The sequence below is a fragment of the Actinomadura sp. NPDC049382 genome (assembly GCF_040677125.1).
GTDB lineage: Bacteria > Actinomycetota > Actinomycetes > Streptosporangiales > Streptosporangiaceae > Spirillospora > Spirillospora geliboluensis.
Genome location: NZ_JBFARO010000001.1, coordinates 31,242 through 50,954, shown reverse-complemented (window position 1 = coordinate 50,954; position 19,713 = coordinate 31,242). Strand labels below are relative to the sequence as shown.

Below are 19,713 nucleotides of genomic sequence, written 5' to 3'. Positions count from 1 at the left end.
CGGGCGCGGGCCGTCCCGTGTCAATGCGTGTCGAGTGTCAATGCGTGTCGAGCCATTCGAGGGCGGCGACGGTGAGGGCGGTGACGCCGGTGTCCAGCGTGGGCTGGATGACGGGGGCGAACTGAGGCGAATGGTTCACGGGCACGTCCCGCTGGACGGTGCCCCGCTCGGCGGCCTCGGCGTAGCGGGCGGGGTCGATCCCGCCGATGCCCCAGTAGGCGAACGGCGCGTCCAGCGCCTTGGGGATCTCGCTGAAGTCCTCGCTGGCCGTCTGCAACTCGATCTCGTGGGAGTCGTCGCCGAAGCGGGCGGCGAACGCCCGCGCGAGGCGTCCGGCCACGTCGGCGTCGTTGACGGTCGGCGGGAAGGTGCCGAAGCGTTCGATGTCCGGCTCGCGCGGCGCGCCGGAGGCCGCGGCCTCGGCGTCGACATGGCGTTTCACCGCGTCGAGGACGTGCCGCCGCGTCGCGTCGTCGTAGGTGCGGATGTTCACGAGCAGCACGGCCGTGTCGGGGATGACGTTGGGGCTCGACCCGGCCTGGACGGCGCCCACGGTCACCACGGCCGGGGTGGTGGGGGTCAGCTCGCGGGACACGATCGTCTGCAGCCGCAGCACGCACATCGCCGCCATGACGACGGGGTCGACGGTCGCCTGCGGCATGGAGCCGTGGCCGCCGCGCCCGTACAGGGTGATGCGCAGGCTGTCGGCGGCGGACAGGAACGGGCCGGGCCGCACGCCGACGTACCCGGCCGGGTAGGGCAGGACGTGCTGCGCGAGCGCCACGTCGGGACGCGGGATCCGGTCGGCCAGGCCGTCCTTCACCATGGCGCTCGCACCGGCGGAGTTCTCCTCGGACGGCTGGAACAGCGGGACGATCGTGCCCCGCCAGGCGTCCCGCGCGTCCGCCATGAGGCGGGCGAAGCCGAGCAGGCAGGTGACGTGGACGTCGTGCCCGCAGGCGTGCATCACGGGCTGGGGCCGCCCGTCGTCGCCGGTGACGGTCGCGGTCGAGGCGTAGGGGAGGCCGGTGTCCTCCTTGACCGGGAGGGCGTCCATGTCGGCGCGCAGCAGCACGGTCGGGCCGTCGCCGTTGGCGAGGACGCCCACCACGCCGGTGCCGCCCACGCCGTCGATGACGTCGTACCCCCACGCGCGGAGCCGCTCGGCCACCCGTCCGGCCGTGCGGTGCTCGGCCAGGCCGAGTTCAGGGTGCGCGTGGAGGTCGGTGTAGAAGTCCTCCAGGTGCGGGCGGGCGTCGTCCAGCCCGGCGAGGACGGTGTCGACGGTGTCGGTGGTCATGGCCTCTCCCCCCTTCGCGTTCCGCGCCGCCTCCTGCGCCGGACCCTGCGCAGCGCGGTGGACTGCTCCAGCGCCAGCCCGCCGGGAAGCTGCCAGCCGCGGCGGTGGGCGATCATGCGGAAGGCCAGCCCCAGCGGGATCCCGACGATGATCCCGATCGTCGGCGCCTTCAGGTAGAAGCAGACGGTGTACACGGCGGCGACGGCCACGGCCACGGTCGCGTAGAGCGCGTTGCCGCCGAGCACGCTCGGCACCCGGCCGCGCAGCAGGTCGCGGACCGCGCCGCCCCCGACGGCGGTGATGGTGCCCAGCAGCACCGCGGGCAACCATCCGAGCCCGGCGGCGAGGGTCTTCTGCGCGCCCGCCACCGCCCAGAAGCTGATGACGGCGGCGTCCAGCGGGGTGAAGAGCCGGTCCCACTGCTCCTCGCTGAGGCTGATCAGGAACGCGAGGAACGCGCCCGCGAACGCGGTCGGCAGGTAGGCGGCGTCCGTCAGGGCCACCGGGGTGCCGTGCTGGAGCAGGGTGTCGCGGATGATGCCGCCGCCGAGCCCGGAGATGGTGCCGACGACGAGGTAGCCGAACAGGTCGAGGCCCTCGGCGCGCGCGACCACGCCGCCCAGCAGCCCGCAGGCGAGCACCCCGGCCAGGTCGAGATAGCGCGTGATGGTGTTGAGCGTCTCCGGAGACAGCCACTCGGCCACGTCCGCCCTCCCGATCTTCGGCCCTCCATCATGGACGTGCCCCGAACGGCGCGGGCCATCGCGCCCGGTCAGCCGCGGATGTAGCCGATGACGAGGTCGGCGAGCTCGTCCACCATCCGCTCGTGCGGGATGGGCGGCCGGTCCAGGACGTACTTGATGGACAGCAGCCCGGCGGTCTCGGTGATGATCCACAGCGTCGCGTCGATGTCGAGGTCGGGGCGGAACTCGGCCCGGTTGAGCAGCAGGTAGACGCGGACGAGGTCGGTCAGGCGCCGCTGCAGCGCCGCGAGCTTGTCGAACGGGCCGAGCCGCGGCACCTGCTCGACGATGATGCGCAGCAGGTCGGCGTTCTCCTCGAACAGCCGGATCTGGACGTCCAGCAGCGCCCGCCCGGCGTCCGCCCAGGGCAGGCTCATCGTGGTCTCGATCTCGGCGCCGAGCCGGTCGGCGAGATGGTCGGCGAACCGGTCGAGGACGGCGATGACGATCGCGTCCTTGTTGGGGAAGTACTGGTACAGCGATCCGTTGCTGATTCCGGCGGCCTTGGCGATCCGGTTGGTGGACGCGCCGTCGTAGCCGCGCTCGGACAGAACGCGAGTGGCGGCCTCCAGGATGCGCTCGACGGTGCGGCGCGACCGGTCCTGCGCGGGGATCCTGCGGGGCGACAGCCCAGGTGAGGAGGCCATCGGCCGGTCCTCCCGAAACGCGACTTGTAAGCGACTACTTATTCGCGTTTAGCTTAACTCAGTCGCTTCGTCAGGAGGTAGCGCAGATGACGGTGACCGATGGGACGCCCGCGAGCCCGCCCGCCGACCCGGACGGCGGGGCCGAGAGGGAGCGCCCCGGCGAGCCCGTCCCGTTCGGACCGGGGTCGCTGCTGTGGGAGCAGATGGGGCTCTACACGTCGGCGATCGCGGGCAACAGCGTGTTCATCCTGCAGGTCATGCATCCGGCGATCGGGACCGTCGTCGACCGGCGGTCGAGCTTCCGCACCGACCCGCTCGGCCGCGCGGCGCGCAGCTTCGCCTCGGTGCAGACCTGGGTGTACGGCGGCCGCACCGCCATCGAGGAGGGGCGGCGGCTGCGCGAGATGCACAAGACGCTCAGCGCGGTGGACGAGGACGGGCGGCGCCACCACGCGCTGTCGGCCGAGCCGTGGGCGTGGGTGCACCTCACCGGCTTCTACGCCGCCGTCACCGCGTCGAAGTACTTCGCGCCCGCGCCGATGACCCCCGAGGAGGAGCAGCAGATCTTCGACGAGTTCCTCCAGCTCGGCCGCATCCTGCGGGTGCCGGAGCGGATGCTGCCGGCGAGCATTCCCGAGTACTGGGAGTACTTCGACGACATGGTGGCGAACACCCTCGTCCCGCACAAGGTGGCGTACGAGGTGCTCGCGCAGATGAGCCGGGTGCCGCCGAACGTGCCGCGGCCGCTGCGCCCGGCGGTCGCGCCGCTGAGCGAGGCCGGCGGGCGGCTCGGACGGCTGATCACGATCGGCACCCTCCCGGAGGCGGCGCGCGCGAAGCTCGGCCTGTCCTGGACCGCGTCGGACGAGCGCCGGCTGCGGCTCGCCGCGCGGGTCATCGGGCGGAGCACGCCGCTGCTGCCGGAACGCGTCCGGTACATGCCGATCGCCTACCGCGCCCGGCAGGCGGCCCGCGCCCAGGAGCGCCTGGAGCGCGCCCTCGCCCACCGTCCCATATGAGCGCCCCTCCGATGTGACCCGCGGACGACGAGCTGCGCGAGTTCTGCATCGGCTAGGTGGCGGCGGCCTTGCCTCGCGTCCGGTACGCGGCGGTGCCGAGGACCGCCGCGCCGGCCGCGAAGGCGGCCACCACGACCGGTGCGGACCCGAGCCGCTGGTACCGCTGCGCTTCCTCGGGGTCGTCGGGGTCGTAGAGGACCTCGATCTCCGCGCCCTTCTTCACGTCCTCGGCGTGCCGCTCGTCCATGACGGTGAGGATCTTCCGGCCGTCGCGGGTGGTGTACCGGATGCTGAGGAACTTCGGGTACTCGTGCGCGTGGACGGACAGCACCTGCGCGGTCACCTTGTGCTTGCCCCACTGGTCCAGGGCGGCGGCGACCGCGCCGCCGCCCCAGGTCACCGCGATCAGCCCCAGCGCGACGGCGCCGAACACGAAGCCCACATGAACGCCGCGCCGGAGCCGCGGCCTCGTCCTCACCACACCGGTTCGACGCGGCGCGGCGATCATGTGTTCCGGATTGGGCGGTGATTGGCGCAATGTGTCCGGTTGTCGCGTCGGGTCAGCCGAGGACGGGGAAGTTGCTGCGGAACGTCCCGCGCGGGTCGCGGGCCCGCTTGAGGGTCCGGAGCCGCTCCAGGGCCGGGGCGGTGAAGGCGGCTGCCGCGCGCTCACCCGGGGCCAGGAAGGTGAACGGCTTGCGGCCCGTGACGTGCGGGGCGAGCGCGTCCGCGATCTCCCGCTGGCGGTCGCGGACGGCGGCGCCGCCGTCCGCGCCGGGGATGCCGAACATGTAGAGGGCGAACGGCTCGTCCAGGTGCCCGGCGGGTGTGCCGGACGGGCGGGCGAGCGCCCCGCCGAGGTGCCGGACCTGGACGCTGAGGAGCGGCTCGACGGGCCGTTCCAGCAGGGCGGCGGCGACCTCGTCGTCCAGGCCGGTGAGGAGTTCGGCGCGGGACAGGCCGGGGCCGGGGTCGGTGGGCTCGGCGGTGATGGAGCCGAGCTCCGCCGGCGGCAGGACGGCGCGGGTGTCGGCGAGGCGCCCGGGGATCTTCTCCAGCGGGCGCAGCAGGGCCTCGGCGTCGCCGCCCGCGCCGAGGAAGGTCGCGTCGACCGCGACCATCGGGTCCGCGCCGGGGAAGTGCAGGAGTTCGTACCAGGCGCTCAGCTCGTCCGGTGCGGTCGCGGTGATGTCGCGGTAGGCGTCCAGGACGGCGGGGGCGTGGGCGCCGGGCCACAGCATCCGGCCGCCGTACAGGTGCGGTGCCGGGTGCAGGTCGAACTCGATCGCGGTGACGATGGCGAAGTCGCCGCCACCGCCGCGCAGGGCCCAGAACAGGTCGGGGTCGTCGTCGGCGGTGACGCGGGCGCGCTCCCCGGTCGCGTCGACGACGTCGAAGGCGCGGACGGAGGCGGCGGCGAAGCCGTGCTTGCGGCCGAACCAGCTGAGGCCCCCGCCGAGGGTGTAGCCGGTGACGGTGACGACCGGGCTGCTGCCGGCCAGGCCGGTGAGGCCGTGCGGGCTCGCCGCCTCCAGGACGCGGCCCCACGGGACGCCCGCGCCGGCGCGGGCGGTCCGGCGGGCCGGGTCGATGTGCAGTTCGTCCAGGCGGGCGGTGCGCAGCAGGACCACCTCGCCGGTGTTGCCGGCGGCGCCGTGGCCGCTCGGCTGGGTCGCGATGGTCAGCCCGGCCCGCCGGGCGTACCGGACCAGCGCGGCGACGTCGTCGGCGCCTGCGGCCTCGACCACCGCCCGGACGGGCTGGTCGACGGCGAGGTTCCAGGCGCGCCGCGCCCGCTCGAACCCGTCCTCGCCCGCCGCCGTCACCGTGCCGGTCACCACGGCCCGCAGTTCGTCCCCGATGCTCATCGTTCGTCCTTCCGTCGGTGCGATGGCCTCACTTTCGCGTCCGGGGATTGGGATCGAGCTGGGGTCGGATTGAGGTGCCGTAATGTGAGCTTTCGGGTGTTCTGGGGGAGGGCTGTGGGGGCGCTGGAGATCCGGCTGTTCGGCCCGCTCGCCGTGGCCGACGGTGAGCGGGGAGTCCTCGACCTGGGGACGCGCAAGCAGCGCGCGCTGGTGGCGATGCTCGCGCTCGAACCCGGCCGGGTGGTGTCGCTGGACCGGCTGATCGACGAGCTGTGGGCCGGGGAGCCGCCCGCCGGAGCGACCCCCACCCTGCGCGCCTACATCGCGCACCTGCGGAAGGTGCTGGAGCCGGACCGGCCGCCGCGCACCCCGCCCCGCGTCCTGCTGACCCGCGAACCGGGCTACCTGCTCGCGGTCCCGCCCGAGCGGGTCGACCTGTGGCGGTTCACCGCCCTGGCGGACGAGGGACGGGCGGCACTGTCGCGCAGAGCCCACCGGGAGGCCGTCGAGATCCTGGACAGGGCCTTCGGCTTGTGGCGCGGCGATCCGGTGGGCGAGTTCGCCGACCAGGAGTTCGCCCAGCCTGCCGTGAGTCGGCTGGCAGAGGTGCGCGCCGCCGCACTGGAGGACCGCTTCGACGCCCGCCTCGCGCTCGGCGAGGCGGCCTCCCTGATTCCCGGCCTGGAGGCGCTCGTCGAGGACGGGCCGTACCGGGAGCGCGCCTGGTCCCTGCTCGTGCTGGCGCTCTACCGGGCCGGGCGGCAGGCCGACGCGCTCGCCGCGCTGCGCCGCGTCCGGACGCGGCTCGCCGACGACCTCGGCCTCACCCCTGGGCCCGAGCTGCGGGAGCTGGAGCGGGCCGTGTTCGACCAGGCGCCGGAGCTGCGCCGTCCCGCACCGCCCGCCGCGGAAGCGCGCGAGGACTCGCTCGTCGCCCGGTCCGCGCAGTTGGCGCGCGTCGCCGCGGTGCTGGACGAGACGGGACGCGGCCGGGGCGGTGCAGTCCTGATCAGCGGCGAGGCCGGGATCGGCAAGACCCGGCTCGCCCGCGCCGCCGCCGACCTGGCCGAGGCACACGGCTTCCGCGTCGCCTGGGGCCGCTGCGTGGACGGCACCGCCCCGGCCTTCTGGCCATGGACGCAGATCCTCCGCGACGCGGGGGCGGGCGCCGAGACCCTCTCCGCTCCGGAACCCGGCCAGGACCCCGGCGACGCGCTGTTCCGGCTGTACGAGCGGGTCGTGGACGCGCTGACCGGCGGAGAAGCGCCGCTGGCGATCGTCCTGGACGACCTGCACTGGGCGGACGCGTCCTCGCTCCGCCTGCTGCGCTTCGTCGCGGAGGCGGCGGCGCGGCACCGGCTGCTCGTCCTCGTCACGTGCCGTCCGGAACCCGGCGACCACCCCGGCGACCTCCGCGACGCGCTGGCGGTGCTGGCGCGGTCCGGGGAACGGCTTGAACTGCCCCCGTTCACCGCCGGGGACGTGGCGTCCTACCTGCGCGCCCAGAAGATCACCGAGGAGCCGGGCCTGGTCGCCGCGCTCCACGGCAGGACGGGCGGCAACCCCTTCTACCTGGAGGAAGTCCTGCGCCTGCGCGGCGGCGGGGGCGACCTGTCGGCGGTGCCGGCCGGGGTGGGGATCGTGATCGAGCGGCGCGCCGCCCGGCTGCCGGCGGAGACCCGCGCGATGCTCGGGGCCGCCGCCGTCGCCGGCCGGGACGTCGGCGTCGGGCTGCTGGAGGCCGTGGCCGACGCGACGGCCGCCGAGGTCATGGCGGCGCTGGAGCCGGCCGTCGCGGCGGGGCTGCTGGTCGAGCCGCCGTCCGGGCCCGACTACCGGTTCTCGCACGCCCTCGTCCAGGAGGCGCTCTACGCCGGGCTCGACCGGCTGGAGCGGTCGCGGCTGCACCTGCGCGCCGGGGAGGCGCTGGAACCCGTCCTGCCGGACGCCGAGGCGGCGACCCTGGCGCACCACTTCGTGCAGGCGCGCGCGCTCGGCGGCGCGGACAAGGCCGTGAAGTACGCCTCGCGCGCGGCAGGGCACGCGTCCGGCCAGCTCGCCTACACCGAGGCCGCCGACTTCTGGTCGATGGCACTCCAAGCCCTCCCGCACGGACGGGACGACGAGCGCGCGCGGCTGCTCACCGAACTCGGGCAGGCGCTCCGCAGCGCCGGGAAGCCGCAGGACGCGCGCCGCGCCTGGGAGCAGGCGATCGACCTCGCCCGCAAGACCGGCGACCGGGACACGCTGATCGCGGCCGTCACGGCGATCGGCGGACCGTCCCTGTGGAACTGGCGCCCCTACGGCGTGGTCGACGCCGCCATGGTCACCGCCATCGAAGACCTCCTGGACGGCCCGCTCCCCGACGCCGCCCGCGCCGAACTCCTCGGCGCGCTCGCCCTGGAACTGCACTACGGCCCGCGCAGCGCCGAAGGCGAGCGCCACGCCGCCGCGGCCGTCGGCATCGCCCGCGAGACCGGCGAGGCGCCGCTGCTGGCCCGCGCGATGAACAACTACCTGCTCGCCGCGTTCCGGCCCGGCCGCAACGCCGCGCGCCGCGCGGTGGCCGCCGAGCTGGCGGAGCTGCCCGGCCTGCCCGCGAGCGGCGAGGTGATGGCGCGGGTCTTCCTGATGTCCTGCCTGCTCCGCGACGGCGACCTGCCCGGCTGGGACCGGGAGCTGGCCCGGTGCGAGGCGCTGCTGAGCGCGGCCCCGGGGCCCCAGCTGGAGTCGATGGTCCGCATCGCGCAGACCGCGCGCAGCACCCTCGACGCGCGCTGGGACGACGCCGAAAACCTGCTCGCCCGGTACGGCGACATGCGGTTCGGGTCGACGGTCTGGGGCAGCGCCTTCCGCCGCCTCGTCACGACGTTCACGTGCCGCCGCGCTCAGGGCCGCGTCCCGGAGATCCTGGACGAGCTGGTGACCGCCGCCGCCGCCGAGCCGCACCTCGTCCCGCTGCGGCCCGTCGCCGTCCTCGCGGCCGTGGAGGCGGACCGTCCCGCGCTGGCCCGCGACCTGATCGGCCGCTGGGGGACGGATATCCCCGACGACTGGGTGGCCGACTTCCTCCTCCCGGTCTGGGGCCTGGTCGCCGCCCGCCTCGGCACCCCCGACCCCCGCGACCTCTACGAGCGCCTCACCCCGTACGCAGATCAGTTCGTCGTGGCGGGGATGGGCACGTGCTGCTGGGGCTCGACCCGGCTCGTCCTGGCGGAACTGGCCCGGACCCTCGGCGATGAGGACGCCGCCCGCGCGCACGCCCGCGCGGCCCAGCAGGTGCACCGGCGCCTCGGGCTCACCTACTGGGAGTCCCAGAGCGGCGCGTATCTCTAGAGGTGCGTCAGGCGTCGGCGGCGCAGCGGAAGCCGGTGTTGCCGGTGCTGGAGTCGGGGGTGTTGGCGGTGCGGGCGGCGACGCGGTACCGGTTGCAGTAGGAGTCGTGGCACAGGTACGAGCCGCCGCGCATCGCGCGCGCGTCACCGGACGGGGTGAACGGGTCGGCACACCACTCCCACACGTTGCCGACGGTGTTGTAGAGCCCGTAGGCGTTCGGCTCGAACGAGTCGACGGCGACGGGTCCGGGACGCCCGTCGTGCTGGTCGGGGAAGGCGCCCCGCCAGATGTTGCACCGGGTCTCGCCGTCCGGGTCGAGCTCGTCGCCCCAGGGATAGGTGGCCTGGTCGAGGCCGCCGCGTGCGGCGTACTCCCATTCGGCCTCGGTCGGCAGGCGCTTCCCGGCCCAGGCCGCGTACGCGGACGCGTCGTTCCAGGAGACGTGGACGACCGGATGCGCCGCGCGGTCGCCGATGTCGCTGCCCGGCCCTTCGGGACGGCTCCACGTGGCGCCTTCGATGGCGCGCCACCACGGCGTCCCGGCCGGTGACGGGGCCGCGTCCGCCGCCTCCGGGCTCAGCAGGCCCTTGAAGACGTAGGACCAGCCGAAGTGCTCGGCCTCCGTCCGGTAGCCGGTGGCGTCGACGAACCGGGCGAACTCGGCGTTGGTGACGGTGTGCGCGTCGATACGGAACGGGCCGACGTGCACGTCCCGGACGGGTCCCTCCCCGTCGTAGGGGTTGGCGTTGGCGTCCTCGTTGCCCATCCGGAAGGTGCCGCCCGGGAGGGCGATCATCTGTGAGGGCGCCGGGGCGGACGGGCGCGGGACGGCGAGCTGCGGCAGCGCCGCCGCCTCCCACGCGGCGCCGGGTGAGGCGGAGCGGGAGGCGGCGCAGCAGGCCGGGAGGTCGTTCGGGGTCATGGCTCCAGGTCTGGCGTGCGCGGGGACGGGGCCGGGCGACGGTCCCCCGTCCCCGCGCACTGGTCTAGGAGACGGTCAGGGTCAGGAGACGGTCAGGGTCAGCGGCGCTTCCACGGGCGCCTGGCCGGACGACGGCCGGATCGTGAGGGTCGCGGTGTAGGTCCCGGGCGCGTCGAACGTCCGGTCGGAGACGGCGGTGAAGGCGGCGTTGCCGCGCATGTCGGGGATGCTGGCGGCGCGGGACGTGGTGAGCGTGACGTCCTCCTCGACGCCGTCGCTCCAGCGGACGGTGCCGGTGAGCGTTCCGGCGGCGGGCGCGGTGACCGTCCAGGCCGCACCGGCCGGCGTGCCCGCCGGGACGGTCCGGTCGGCGCCGAGCGCGGCCGCCGGCCACGGCACGTCGGAGGTCGGGAAGAAGTTGACGCCCTGGAGCGTCAGCCGCCCGCCGACCGCGGCGAGCCGCCCGGTGAAGCCGGTGTAGTCGCGCTTGGACTGCGGCGTCCACCCGACCTCGGCGGTGGCGGCGAGGCGCGGGTAGCTGTAGTACTGCGCCTGCGGGAGCCGCCGGATGAACTCGCCCCACAGGGCCGACTCGACGCCGAGCACGCTCTCCTCGGAGATGCCGGGGATGTAGGTGCCGGGGTCCCAGCCATAGTGCCGGTCGAGGCCGCACGGCCCGCCGCACGCCCAGGTGCCGCCCTGTGGCTGCCGGGAGTCCTGCTTCTGCGGGACGTAGGTGTTGCCCGCCGGGGACAGGATCACCTTGGCGCCCCTGGAAGTGACCGCGTTGGCGACGGCGTTCCGGTTGCCGTTCCAGAACTGGACGACCGCGTTGCCCTGCGGCAGCGACGTCCCGGCGGTCTCGTTCCAGCCAACGACCGTCTTGCCGAGCGCGTCCACCTGGCCGGTGAAGGCGTCCACCATCGTCGTGTAGTCGGCGTGGCTGGTGCTGTGCGACTCGTCCCCGCCGATGTGCAGGTACGGGCCGGGCGTCAGCTCCGCGATCTGGGTGAGGACCTGCTTCGTGAACTCGTACGTCGCCGGGTTCGCGGCGTCGAAGGACGAGTAGCCGACGTTCGGGGTGCCGTTCGCCGGGACGGTCGTCTCGCCGGGCTTCAGCGCGGGCTTGGACCCGGCGCTGTTGAGCTGCGGGATCGCGTGCAGCGCGGCGTTGGTGTGGCCGGGCATGTCGATCTCGGGCACGACGGTCATGCCGCTCGCCCCCGCGTACCGGACGATCTCGCGGTAGTCGGCCTTCGTGTAGAAGCCGGTCACGCCGAGTTCGGTGCCCATCTGCTGCCCGCCGTCGTTGTACGTCATGGCGGTGCGGCCGGACACGGAGGTCAGCTTCGGATACTCGATCCCGGACGGGTTCTCCGCCGGGGCGTCGAGCGCGATCCGCCAGCCCTGGTCGTCGCTCAGGTGCAGGTGCAGCCGGTTGATCTTGAACTGGGCGGCGGCGTCGATGTACTTCTTGACCTCGTCCACCGGGTAGAAGCTGCGGGCGACGTCGAGCATCATGCCGCGGTGCGCGAACCGCGGGTAGTCGGTGATCTCGACCTGCGGCACCGTCCAGTCGGCGCGGACCTTCGCGGGCGACTCGACCCACTGCGGGAACAGCTGCCGCAGGGTCTGGACGCCGTTGAGCGCGCCGTTCGCGGTGGACGCCTCGATGGTGACCTTCGCCGGGTTCGCCGTGAGGGCGTAGCCCTCCGGCCGCCCGGACGGCCCGAGCCCGGAGCCGACCCTGACGACGATCTGCCCGCGCCCCTTCCGCGCGGTCACGACCGGCAGCTTGTAGCCGGTGGACGGCCGCAGCACCTTCGCCAGGTAGGCGGCGGGCGCCTGCGCGCCGTCCCCGATCGCGGCGATGGACGCGGCCGGGTCGAGCCGGTAGCCGGGCCCGTCGGCCTCGGCGACGGAGACGGGCTTCGGCACGAGCCCGAGCGTCCGCGGGGCGGGCCGGTCCCAGATCTGGAACTCCGAGATCGAGTAGCCGTAGGACGCCCAGCGCTGGAAGCCCTGCATCCGGACGAACTTCGCGGTCGCCCCGACGTCGATCGTGTCGGTGCGGGGGCAGGTGTCGCGCTGCGACCGGGTCACGGTCGTCCAGGCGACGCCGTCGGCGGACGTCTGCAGCGCGAAGTCGCGGGCGCAGGCGTTCGGCCAGACGAGGGTGACGTGGTCGATCTTCGCGGCGGCGGCCAGCTCGACCTGCACCCAGTTGTCGTCGGCGTACTTCGACGACCACCGGGTGCCGGTGTCGCCGTCGTTGACCTGGGACGCCGCGAACGAGTCCCGGTCGAGTTCGACGCTGGACGCGGTCGCCGTCCCGGCCAGCGCCAGGTTGACGGGGTCGGCGTCCGGCGTCTCGGCCGAGGCGGCGAGCGGGGAAAGGGCGGTGAGGGTGAGGGCGGCCGCGGCGGCGGTCGCCAAGGTGCGCTTACGTCGAATGGGGGGACGGGGCATGGGGGTGGTGCCTCCTCATCGGCGGTCCGGCCGGCGCGCGCCGGCCGGGGTCCGGGTCACTTCCCGGCGGCGGCGTTCGTGTAGAGGTCGGCGGTGTAGTAGGTCTTCGGGTCGGGGGAGGACGGCAGCTTGCCCATCGCGACGAAGATGTCCGACAGGCCCTTGAACCAGCCGTTCACCGTCCCGTCGCCCGAGTACTTGATCAGCTCGGCGGAGGTGAACGTCTTCGTGACGGCGGACGAGCCCTTGAACTGCGCGGGCGGCACCTTGAGGAACTTCGCGGCGGTCTCCTCCGCCTCGGTGGTGTGCCCGTTCACCCAGTCGTTGGCCTCCTGCAGCACCTTCACGACCTTGCGGGCGGTCGCGGAGTCGTCCTTCACGATCTCGTTGCGGGCGACGAACGAGCTGGGGAACGACATGGCCGGGAAGAAGTCGGCGTTCTTCGACAGCTCGACCAGGTCCGGGGTGCGCTTCTTGATGGTGTCGATCAGCGGGTACCAGATCGCGGCGGCGTCCACCTTGCCGGACGAGAACGCGGTGACCACGGTGCTCGGGTCCATCGGCACGCGCTCGACGTCCTTCGGCGCCATGCCCGCCTTCTTCAGCGCGAGCTGGAGCAGCATGTCGCCGGACGTCCCCTCCGGCACCGCGACCTTCTTGCCGCGCAGCCCGGCGATGTCCTTGATGCCGGACTTCGGGGTGGCGATGATGCGGTCGGCCTGGCCGAGCATGTTCACCGCGACGATCTTGGCTTTGCCGGACGCGGGGAGCCACGTCGCGCCGGGGCCGATGTAGCCGAAGTCGAGGTCGCCCGCGCCGAGCGCCTGGATCTGCAGCGGGCCGTTGGTGAACACCTTCAGCTCCGGCTTCAGCCCGGCCTTCTTCCACAGGTCGAGCTTGCCGGCGGCGGCGAGCGTGGCCGCGCCGGCGAAGTCGGCGGTGTAGCCGAACTTGACGGTCGTCCCGCCGTCGCCGCCGTCGTCCCCGCCGCACGCGGCGGCGAGCGGCACCAGCAGCAGCGACACGGCCAGCAGTCGCAGTGATCTCATCGGGTGGTCCCTTCGGGGGTCGGGGCGGGGGGCTGGTGGTAGACGGCCTTCCAGACCTCGCGGCGGAGCTCGTCGAACTCCGGCGACAGGCGGATCTCCTCGGTGCGGGGGTAGGGCAGGTCGACGTCGATGACCCGGTGCACGCGGCCGGGGCGGGCGGCCATCACGACCACCCGTCCGGCCAGGTAGACGGCCTCGTCCACGTCGTGGGTGATGAACATGACGGTGCGCCGCTCGCGGGTCCAGGTGTCGAGCAGGCCATCCTGGAGCTGGACGCGGGTGAGCGCGTCGAGCGCGCCGAACGGCTCGTCCATCAGCAGCACCGACGGGTTCACCGCGTAGGCGCGGGCGATCGCGCAGCGCTGCTTCATCCCGCCCGACAGCGTCTTCGGGAGCGCGTCGGCGAAGTCGGCGAGCCCGACGAGGTCGAGGTAGTGCTCGGCGGTGGCGCGGCGCTCCTTCTTCGCCACCCCGGCGATCTTCAGCCCGAACTCGACGTTCTTGCGGGTGCTCATCCAGGGGAACAGCGCGTACTGCTGGAAGATCACGCCGCGTTCGGGACCGGGCCCCTTGACCCGCTCGCCGTCCACCTCGACGGTGCCCGCGCCGGGTTCGAGCAGGCCCGCAGCGAGGTTGAGCAGCGTGCTCTTCCCGCAGCCGGACGGCCCGACGACCGTCACGAACTCGCCATCGGCGATGTTGAGCGAGACGTGGTCGAGCGCGGTGAACGTCTCGAACCGGTGGGTGACGTCCCGGAAGGCGATCTTGGTCATCGGCGCTCCTGCCATCCGGTGAGCCGCCGCTCGGCGAGGAGCAGCAGCCGGTCCATCACGAGCCCGACGAGCCCGATCACGATCAGCGAGACGAAGATGGTGGGCAGCTCGTAGTAGAGCTGCGCCTGCTGCATCCGGTAGCCGAGCCCGCCCTGCGCGGCGATCAGCTCGGCCGCCACGACCGTCGCCCAGGACGCGCCGAGCCCGATCCGCATGCCGACGAGGATGAACGGGGTCGAGGCCGGCACCACGACGTCGGTGAACAGCGTCCGGTCCCGGGCGCCGAGCACCCGCGCGGCGTTGATCAGCGTCTTGTCGACCGAGATCACGCCCTGGTAGGTCGACACGACCGACGACAGGAACGACGCCAGGAAGATCACGAAGATCTTCGGGGTCTCGTCGATGCCCATCAGCACGACCGCCAGCGGGATGATCGCCAGCGGCGGGATCATCCGGAAGAACTGCAGCCACGGCTCGAACAGGCCGCGCAGCACCGGGTACCAGCCCATCGCGAACCCGACCGGGATCGCGAGCAGGACGCCCAGCACGAACCCGATCAGCACCCGGCGGAGGCTGTCGAACAGGTCGCTGAACAGCGTGCCCTGCTCGATCAGCTCCCCGGCGCGCTCGACGACCGACACCGGGCCGGGGAACCCGTCGATGCCGCTCTTGGACAGCCCGATCCACACGCCGATGCCGAGGACGGCGGACGCGGCGGTCAGCCCGGCGGTGCGCGCCCGCGCTTTGCGGGCCTTCGCCTTCGCGGTCTCCGGCGGCTTCACGCCGGTGGGCGCCTTGCTCTTCTCGACGGCGGCCATCACGCGACCTCGTCGGCGACGCCGTCGACGTCGGGCGCGCGGCCCGTGCCGATGTCGGCCATGTAGCTCATCCAGGTGTAGGCGGGGTCGCCCCGGCGCACCAGCTCCCGGTACAGCCGGACGGTCATGTCCCGGCGCACCTCCGCGTAGGCGGGCGCCGTGTAGACGTTCCGCAGCTCGTGCGGGTCCTTCTCCAGGTCGTACAGCTCGTGGACGCTCTCGGGGTTGAACACGAACTTGTACCGGCGGTCCCGGATCATGCGCTGCGAGTACGGGAAGTGGTGGCCGTGGAACTCGGCGACCACCTCGGGGCGCGGGTCGTCCTCGCCGTTGATGAGCGGCAGGACGCTGCGGCCGTCGCACGGCTCCCCGGTGGGCAGCCCGGCGAGGTCGAGGATCGTCGCGTGCAGGTCGATGAGCGTGGCGAACTCGTCGACCGTCCGGACCGGCGCGCCCGGCACCCGGATGATCCCCGGGATCCGGTAGATGTCCTCGTACATCGCCGGGCCCTTGTCGTTCAGCCGGTGCGAGCCGGTGAACTCGCCGTGGTCGGCGGTGAACACGATCGCGGTGTCGTCCCAGAGGCCGTGCTCGCGGAGCCGGTCGAGGATCCGCCCGGCCTGCTCGTCGATCATCGTGACGTAGCCCCAGTAGACGGCGATGAGCTTGCGCCAGGCGTCGGCGTCGAAGTGGTCGGCCGACCAGTACTCGGCGTAGCGGCGCTGGACGTCGGGCTTGCCGTCGAAGGTCTCGGCCATCGACGCGGGCAGCGGGACGTCCGCCGGGTCGTACAGGTCGTAGTAGGCGTCGGGCAGCAGGTAGGGCAGGTGCGGGCCGTACCAGCTGCACGTCAGGACGAACGGCCTGTCCTCGGCGGCGTACCGGTCGATCAGCTCGATCGTCCGGTCCGCGAGGAACGCCTCGATGGTCGCCTCGGCCGGCTGCTCCAGCCGCCCGGCGATCAGGTGGCCGCGCCCGGAGTCGTTGGGCGCCTTGCCGAAGACCGCGTCGCGGACCTTGAACGGCGGGTGCCCGTTCTCCTTGAGCCACGCCTGGTAGGACGGGTGGTGGAACGGGTTCAGCGCGCCCGGCAGGTGCTCGCCGTCCATGCCGTAGTACTCGGGGCCGCGCTCGCGCCCGATGTGCCACTTGCCGACGTGGCCGACGCTGTAGCCGGCGTCGAGCAGCGGCCGGACGAAGTTGGGGAAGTCGTCGTCCACCTCGTCCTTGGCGCCGCCGTTGCGCTCGGGGTTGACGAGCAGGCCGTGCCGGAACGGGTGCGTGCCGGTGAACAGGGAGGCGCGGGCCGGGGTGCAGATCGCGGTCGGCGTGTAGAACCGGTCGAACCTGGTGCCCTCGGCCGCCACGCCGTCCAGCGCCGGGGTGCTGACCACGGGGTTGCCGTAGCAGCCCAGCGTGTCGACCCGGTGCTGGTCGGTCATGAGGATCAGGACGTTGCGAGAGGACACGACGCTCCGTTCATTAATTCCCAAGGGTTTACAGAAATGGGCGCTCTTTGCCGGTGACGGTCTCGGGCCGCTGGTCCTAGGCGTCCGCGGTGGTCGGGTCGGGGGATCGTGGGTCCCGGTCGCGCAGCACGAGGGCGATCGCGCCCATCGCCGACGCGGCGGGTCCGAGGTCGGCCGGGACGATGTCGAGGGTGCGCCGCGTGCCGGGCAGGGCGTACTCGCCGATCGCCGCCCTGATCGGGTCGAGGACGAGGCCGCCGAGCTGGGCGAGGTCGCCGCCCACCACGACGCGTTCGGGATCGAGCTGGGCGACCGTGCCGGCGAGGACGCGGCCGAGCGTCCGGGCCGCCTCCACGACGACCCCGGTCACCGCGGGCGTCCGCGCCTGCGCCGCCTCCAGCAGGTCGTCGGTGCCGGTCAGCCGCACGCCCCGCCCGGCCGCCGCGCGCAGCAGCGCCGGCACGCCGATCAGCTCCTCCAGGCAGCCGCGCCCGCCGCAGTGGCAGCGCGGCCCCGCCGGGTCGACCGTCACGTGCCCGAGCTCGCCGGACGCGCCGTGCGCGCCGCGCAGCAGCCGTCCGCCGGAGATGAAGCCGCCGCCGACGCCGACCGACCACCGCACGTACACGACGTCCTCGGTCGAGCGCGCGGCGCCCCAGGTCTGCTCGGCCAGCGCCGCCAGCCGGGCGTTGTTGTCGGCCTCGACGCGGGTGTCGAACGCCGCCGCCAGCCGCTCCGCCGCCCGCCAGCGCCGGTTGGAGGCGTCCATCACGCCGACCAGCCCGACGCCGACCGCCTCCAGGGCGCGCAGCCCGATGTGCCGGTCCTCGCACACCTTGTGGATGAGCGCGACGGCCAGGTCGGCCTGCTCGCTCTCGTCGGCGTCGGAGGCCGAGTCGTCCACGGCGGTCGCGATGACCTGCCGGGCGACGTTGGCGATCGCGACCCGGATGCGGCGGCGGCCGAGGTCGACGCCGATCAGCAGGCCCGCGTCCGGGTTGAGCGACACCCGCGTCGCGGGGCGCCCGCGCCCGCGCGGCCGGCCGTCGTCCTCGGCCCCGGACTCGATCACCGCACCGCGCGCCATCAGCTCGGAGATGATCGCGAACAGGGTGGTGCGGGACAGGCCGGTGCGCGCGGTGAGCTGCGTGCGGCTCATCGGCCCCTCGCTGCGCAGCGCCGCGAGCACGACCTCCTCATGGGCCTGCCGCAGCCGCTGCAGCGCGTCCGCCCGTCGTTCCATGTCCGGCAGCATGGACGACGCCGGAGATTAATGTCAATGCTCCGGAAAAATATTTCTGGTGGTCAGCCCGACGCGGCGGCGGCCCGAGCAGGGCGGGACGGGCGGGGCGGGACAGCCACGCGTGCGCCGGGTCGGGCAGCAGGCGGCCTGCCGCGCCGGGACGCCCGCGATCGGGCCGGTCCCGGCGCGGACGCGGGTCATATCGCCCGGATGAAGGTGCCGCCCTGCTGGAACGCGGCGGACAGGACTTGGCCGACCTCGTCGAGCTTCCTGCGCACCTTGGCGACGCCGATGGCGCCGCCGGACAGGCCGGTCGTCGCGGGGCCGAGGTCGACGACCACGGTGCCGTCCTGCTGCTGGACGAGCATCACGCGGTACTTGTAGTGCGTGGCGAACGCGCCGAGGAGCAGCGCCTTCGTGCGGCTGCCCTTCTCGATGATCGCCTGCGCCGGGTCCTCCCAGGTGAAGCGGAAGCCCTCGGCCTGCAGGGCCTGCTCCACGACGGCGCGGACCTGGTCCGGCGTGCCGTTCACCTGGAGCTTGACGGAAGTGGACATGGTTCTCCTTGCATCAGGGGGAGGGCGAGACCCGGCCTGCCGATCACCGGCGACGAGATCGTCCGGCAATGGTGAGCGATTCGGTGATTTCGTCCTTCGAACGTCGTGATGCTCCCAGATTCGCAGGGAACGCGCCCAGCACAATTCGAGAAGAACACCGGGAACCTGTCCGCACACGGCCACGGTGAAGCGGTCAGGAAGTGGCCGCTATCGCTGCCAGAGTGGAAAACGTCCGGTAGGCGGAGAGGGGATGCGGCAGTGACGGTTCTGGACGATCGGGCGCTCAACCGGGCCGCGCTCGCCCGGCAGCTGCTGCTCGACCGCGCGGACGTGCCGGTGCTCGACGCCGTCGCCCGGCTCGGCGGGCTGCAGGCGCAGGAGCCGCAGGAACCGTTCGTCGGGCTCTGGTCGCGGTTGCGCGGGTTCGACCCGGCGGAGCTGTCCGGCCTGCTGACCGGCCGCCGCGTGGTGCGCCTGCCGCTCATGCGCCGCACCATCCACCTCGTCGCCGCGGACGACGCCCTGGCCTGGCGGGCGCGCCACGACGCGATGCTGCGCCAGCGTGTCCTCGGCGTCTACCGCCAAGAGCTCGACGGGGTGGACCTGGAAGAGCTCGCGGCGGCAGGCCGGGCGGTGATGGACGATGGGCAGCCACGCACCATGGCGGAGCTGGTCGAGGCGGTCGCCGACCGCTGGCCCGCGCCGGGCCGGCGCGCGCTGGGCGAGATGCTGGTCTCGGCCCTCCTGCCGATGGTGCAGACGCCGCCGCGCGGGCTGTGGCGCGCCAAGGGCGGTGTCCGCAACGCGCTGCTCTCGTCCTGGCTCGGACGGGAGATCGACCCGCTGCCTTCGGACGACTCCGACCCGGTCGGGCAGGCGCTGGTGCGGAGGTACCTCGCCGCGTTCGGCCCCGCGACGTCGTCCGACCTGCGGGCCTGGTGCGGTCTCGCCGGGCTGCCCGCCGCCGTCGCCGCGCTGCGGGACGAGCTGGTCGTCTTCCGCGACGAGCGGGGCCGCAAGCTGCTCGACCTCCCCGACGCCCCGCGCCCCGACCCGGACACCCCCGCTCCGGTGCGCTTCCTGCCGGCGTTCGACAACGCGATCCTCGGCTACCAGGACCGGCGCCGCATCATCGACGACGCCCATCGCGGCCTCTCGGTCGCCGGCGAGCGGGTCGTCCTGGTGGACGGCCGCGTCGCCGCGACCTGGACTGTGAAGGCGGACACCGTCACCGTCTCTCCGCTGCGTCCCCTCGCCAAGAGCGACCAGAACGCCGTCGACGAGGAGGCGGCCCGCCTCGCGTCCTTCCTCGCGGGCGAGTCCGCCGGAGAGCGGCCCGTATCCTCTCCGCCGCGCGACCGTCAAGGGTCCTGACGGATTATGTGATTTCGCCACGCGCTTTTACGACCTTCTGTTCGGCTGGCCGTGCGCCGGGTGTCTGCATTTCGCGATAATTCCGGCGGCCGGCAAAGTAATCACCCCTTTGCGAGTGCGTGTCGG

Annotated in this window: 16 protein-coding genes; 3 read left to right on the top strand and 13 right to left on the bottom strand. The window is 73.4% G+C overall.

The window, feature by feature from the left end; genetic code table 11:
- Positions 1 to 37: 37 nt before the first annotated feature.
- From AB0K34_RS00230 to AB0K34_RS00220, 3 genes are all read right to left on the bottom strand, one after another.
- On the bottom strand, positions 38 to 1,300 hold the full coding sequence (locus tag AB0K34_RS00230) for an amidohydrolase (RefSeq protein WP_364544156.1): 1,263 nt from the start codon (positions 1,298 to 1,300) through the stop codon (positions 38 to 40).
- Entirely contained in the window at positions 1,297 to 2,004 is a 708-nt protein-coding gene (locus tag AB0K34_RS00225; protein WP_138640298.1) for a TRIC cation channel family protein, read from the bottom strand. Before AB0K34_RS00225 ends, AB0K34_RS00230 begins: the two co-directional genes overlap by 4 nt.
- Before the next feature lie 68 nt (positions 2,005 to 2,072).
- Complete coding sequence (locus AB0K34_RS00220; RefSeq protein ID WP_364544152.1) at positions 2,073 to 2,690, bottom strand: TetR/AcrR family transcriptional regulator; 618 nt, start codon at positions 2,688 to 2,690, stop codon at positions 2,073 to 2,075.
- A gap of 86 nt (positions 2,691 to 2,776) precedes the next feature.
- Here AB0K34_RS00220 and AB0K34_RS00215 point away from each other — a divergent pair, with 86 nt between their 5' ends.
- Complete coding sequence (locus tag AB0K34_RS00215; RefSeq protein ID WP_364544150.1) at positions 2,777 to 3,709, top strand: oxygenase MpaB family protein; 933 nt, start codon at positions 2,777 to 2,779, stop codon at positions 3,707 to 3,709.
- Positions 3,710 to 3,761: 52 nt separating this feature from the next.
- On the opposite strand, the gene AB0K34_RS00210 is transcribed toward AB0K34_RS00215, so the two are convergent.
- Both AB0K34_RS00210 and AB0K34_RS00205 read right to left on the bottom strand, forming a co-directional pair.
- Entirely contained in the window at positions 3,762 to 4,187 is a 426-nt protein-coding gene (locus tag AB0K34_RS00210; protein WP_364544147.1) for a DUF3592 domain-containing protein, read from the bottom strand.
- Between the two features lie 82 nt (positions 4,188 to 4,269).
- Positions 4,270 to 5,577, bottom strand: a complete 1,308-nt coding sequence (locus AB0K34_RS00205; RefSeq protein WP_364544144.1) for an FAD-binding oxidoreductase — start codon at positions 5,575 to 5,577, stop codon at positions 4,270 to 4,272.
- 84 nt (positions 5,578 to 5,661) lie between these two features.
- Here AB0K34_RS00205 and AB0K34_RS00200 point away from each other — a divergent pair, with 84 nt between their 5' ends.
- Positions 5,662 to 8,913: a BTAD domain-containing putative transcriptional regulator gene (locus AB0K34_RS00200; protein WP_364544142.1), complete on the top strand. Its 3,252-nt coding sequence runs from the start codon at positions 5,662 to 5,664 to the stop codon at positions 8,911 to 8,913.
- Positions 8,914 to 8,920: 7 nt separating this feature from the next.
- On the opposite strand, the gene AB0K34_RS00195 is transcribed toward AB0K34_RS00200, so the two are convergent.
- The 8 genes from AB0K34_RS00195 to AB0K34_RS00160 all read right to left on the bottom strand — a co-directional run bounded on the left by AB0K34_RS00195 (position 8,921) and on the right by AB0K34_RS00160 (position 18,213).
- A complete protein-coding gene (locus AB0K34_RS00195; protein WP_364544139.1) occupies positions 8,921 to 9,835 on the bottom strand; it encodes a formylglycine-generating enzyme family protein in 915 nt (304 codons plus the stop codon).
- Between the two features lie 81 nt (positions 9,836 to 9,916).
- Complete coding sequence (locus AB0K34_RS00190) at positions 9,917 to 12,304, bottom strand: family 20 glycosylhydrolase (protein ID WP_364544136.1); 2,388 nt, start codon at positions 12,302 to 12,304, stop codon at positions 9,917 to 9,919.
- A gap of 56 nt (positions 12,305 to 12,360) precedes the next feature.
- Positions 12,361 to 13,353: an aliphatic sulfonate ABC transporter substrate-binding protein gene (locus AB0K34_RS00185; RefSeq protein ID WP_364544133.1), complete on the bottom strand. Its 993-nt coding sequence runs from the start codon at positions 13,351 to 13,353 to the stop codon at positions 12,361 to 12,363.
- Positions 13,350 to 14,126 (bottom strand): ABC transporter ATP-binding protein, encoded by a 777-nt coding sequence (locus tag AB0K34_RS00180; RefSeq protein WP_364544130.1) that lies wholly within the window; start codon positions 14,124 to 14,126, stop codon positions 13,350 to 13,352. Before AB0K34_RS00180 ends, AB0K34_RS00185 begins: the two co-directional genes overlap by 4 nt.
- Positions 14,123 to 14,944, bottom strand: coding sequence for an ABC transporter permease (locus tag AB0K34_RS00175; protein WP_301174252.1), 822 nt, complete (start codon positions 14,942 to 14,944; stop codon positions 14,123 to 14,125). The genes AB0K34_RS00180 and AB0K34_RS00175 overlap by 4 nt, the downstream gene beginning before the upstream one ends.
- Positions 14,944 to 16,413 carry a sulfatase-like hydrolase/transferase gene (locus AB0K34_RS00170; RefSeq protein WP_364544127.1) on the bottom strand — a complete coding sequence of 490 codons (1,470 nt, stop codon included), beginning with the start codon at positions 16,411 to 16,413 and terminating at the stop codon, positions 14,944 to 14,946. The genes AB0K34_RS00175 and AB0K34_RS00170 overlap by 1 nt, the downstream gene beginning before the upstream one ends.
- A 76-nt stretch (positions 16,414 to 16,489) precedes the next feature.
- Complete coding sequence (locus AB0K34_RS00165) at positions 16,490 to 17,656, bottom strand: ROK family transcriptional regulator (RefSeq protein WP_364544125.1); 1,167 nt, start codon at positions 17,654 to 17,656, stop codon at positions 16,490 to 16,492.
- A 197-nt stretch (positions 17,657 to 17,853) separates the two neighbouring features.
- Positions 17,854 to 18,213, bottom strand: a complete 360-nt coding sequence (locus tag AB0K34_RS00160; RefSeq protein ID WP_138639237.1) for a hypothetical protein — start codon at positions 18,211 to 18,213, stop codon at positions 17,854 to 17,856.
- 258 nt (positions 18,214 to 18,471) lie between these two features.
- On the opposite strand from AB0K34_RS00160, the gene AB0K34_RS00155 reads away from it, so the two are divergent.
- Positions 18,472 to 19,587 (top strand): winged helix DNA-binding domain-containing protein, encoded by a 1,116-nt coding sequence (locus AB0K34_RS00155; protein ID WP_364544123.1) that lies wholly within the window; start codon positions 18,472 to 18,474, stop codon positions 19,585 to 19,587.
- The last annotated feature ends 126 nt before the right edge of the window (positions 19,588 to 19,713 follow it).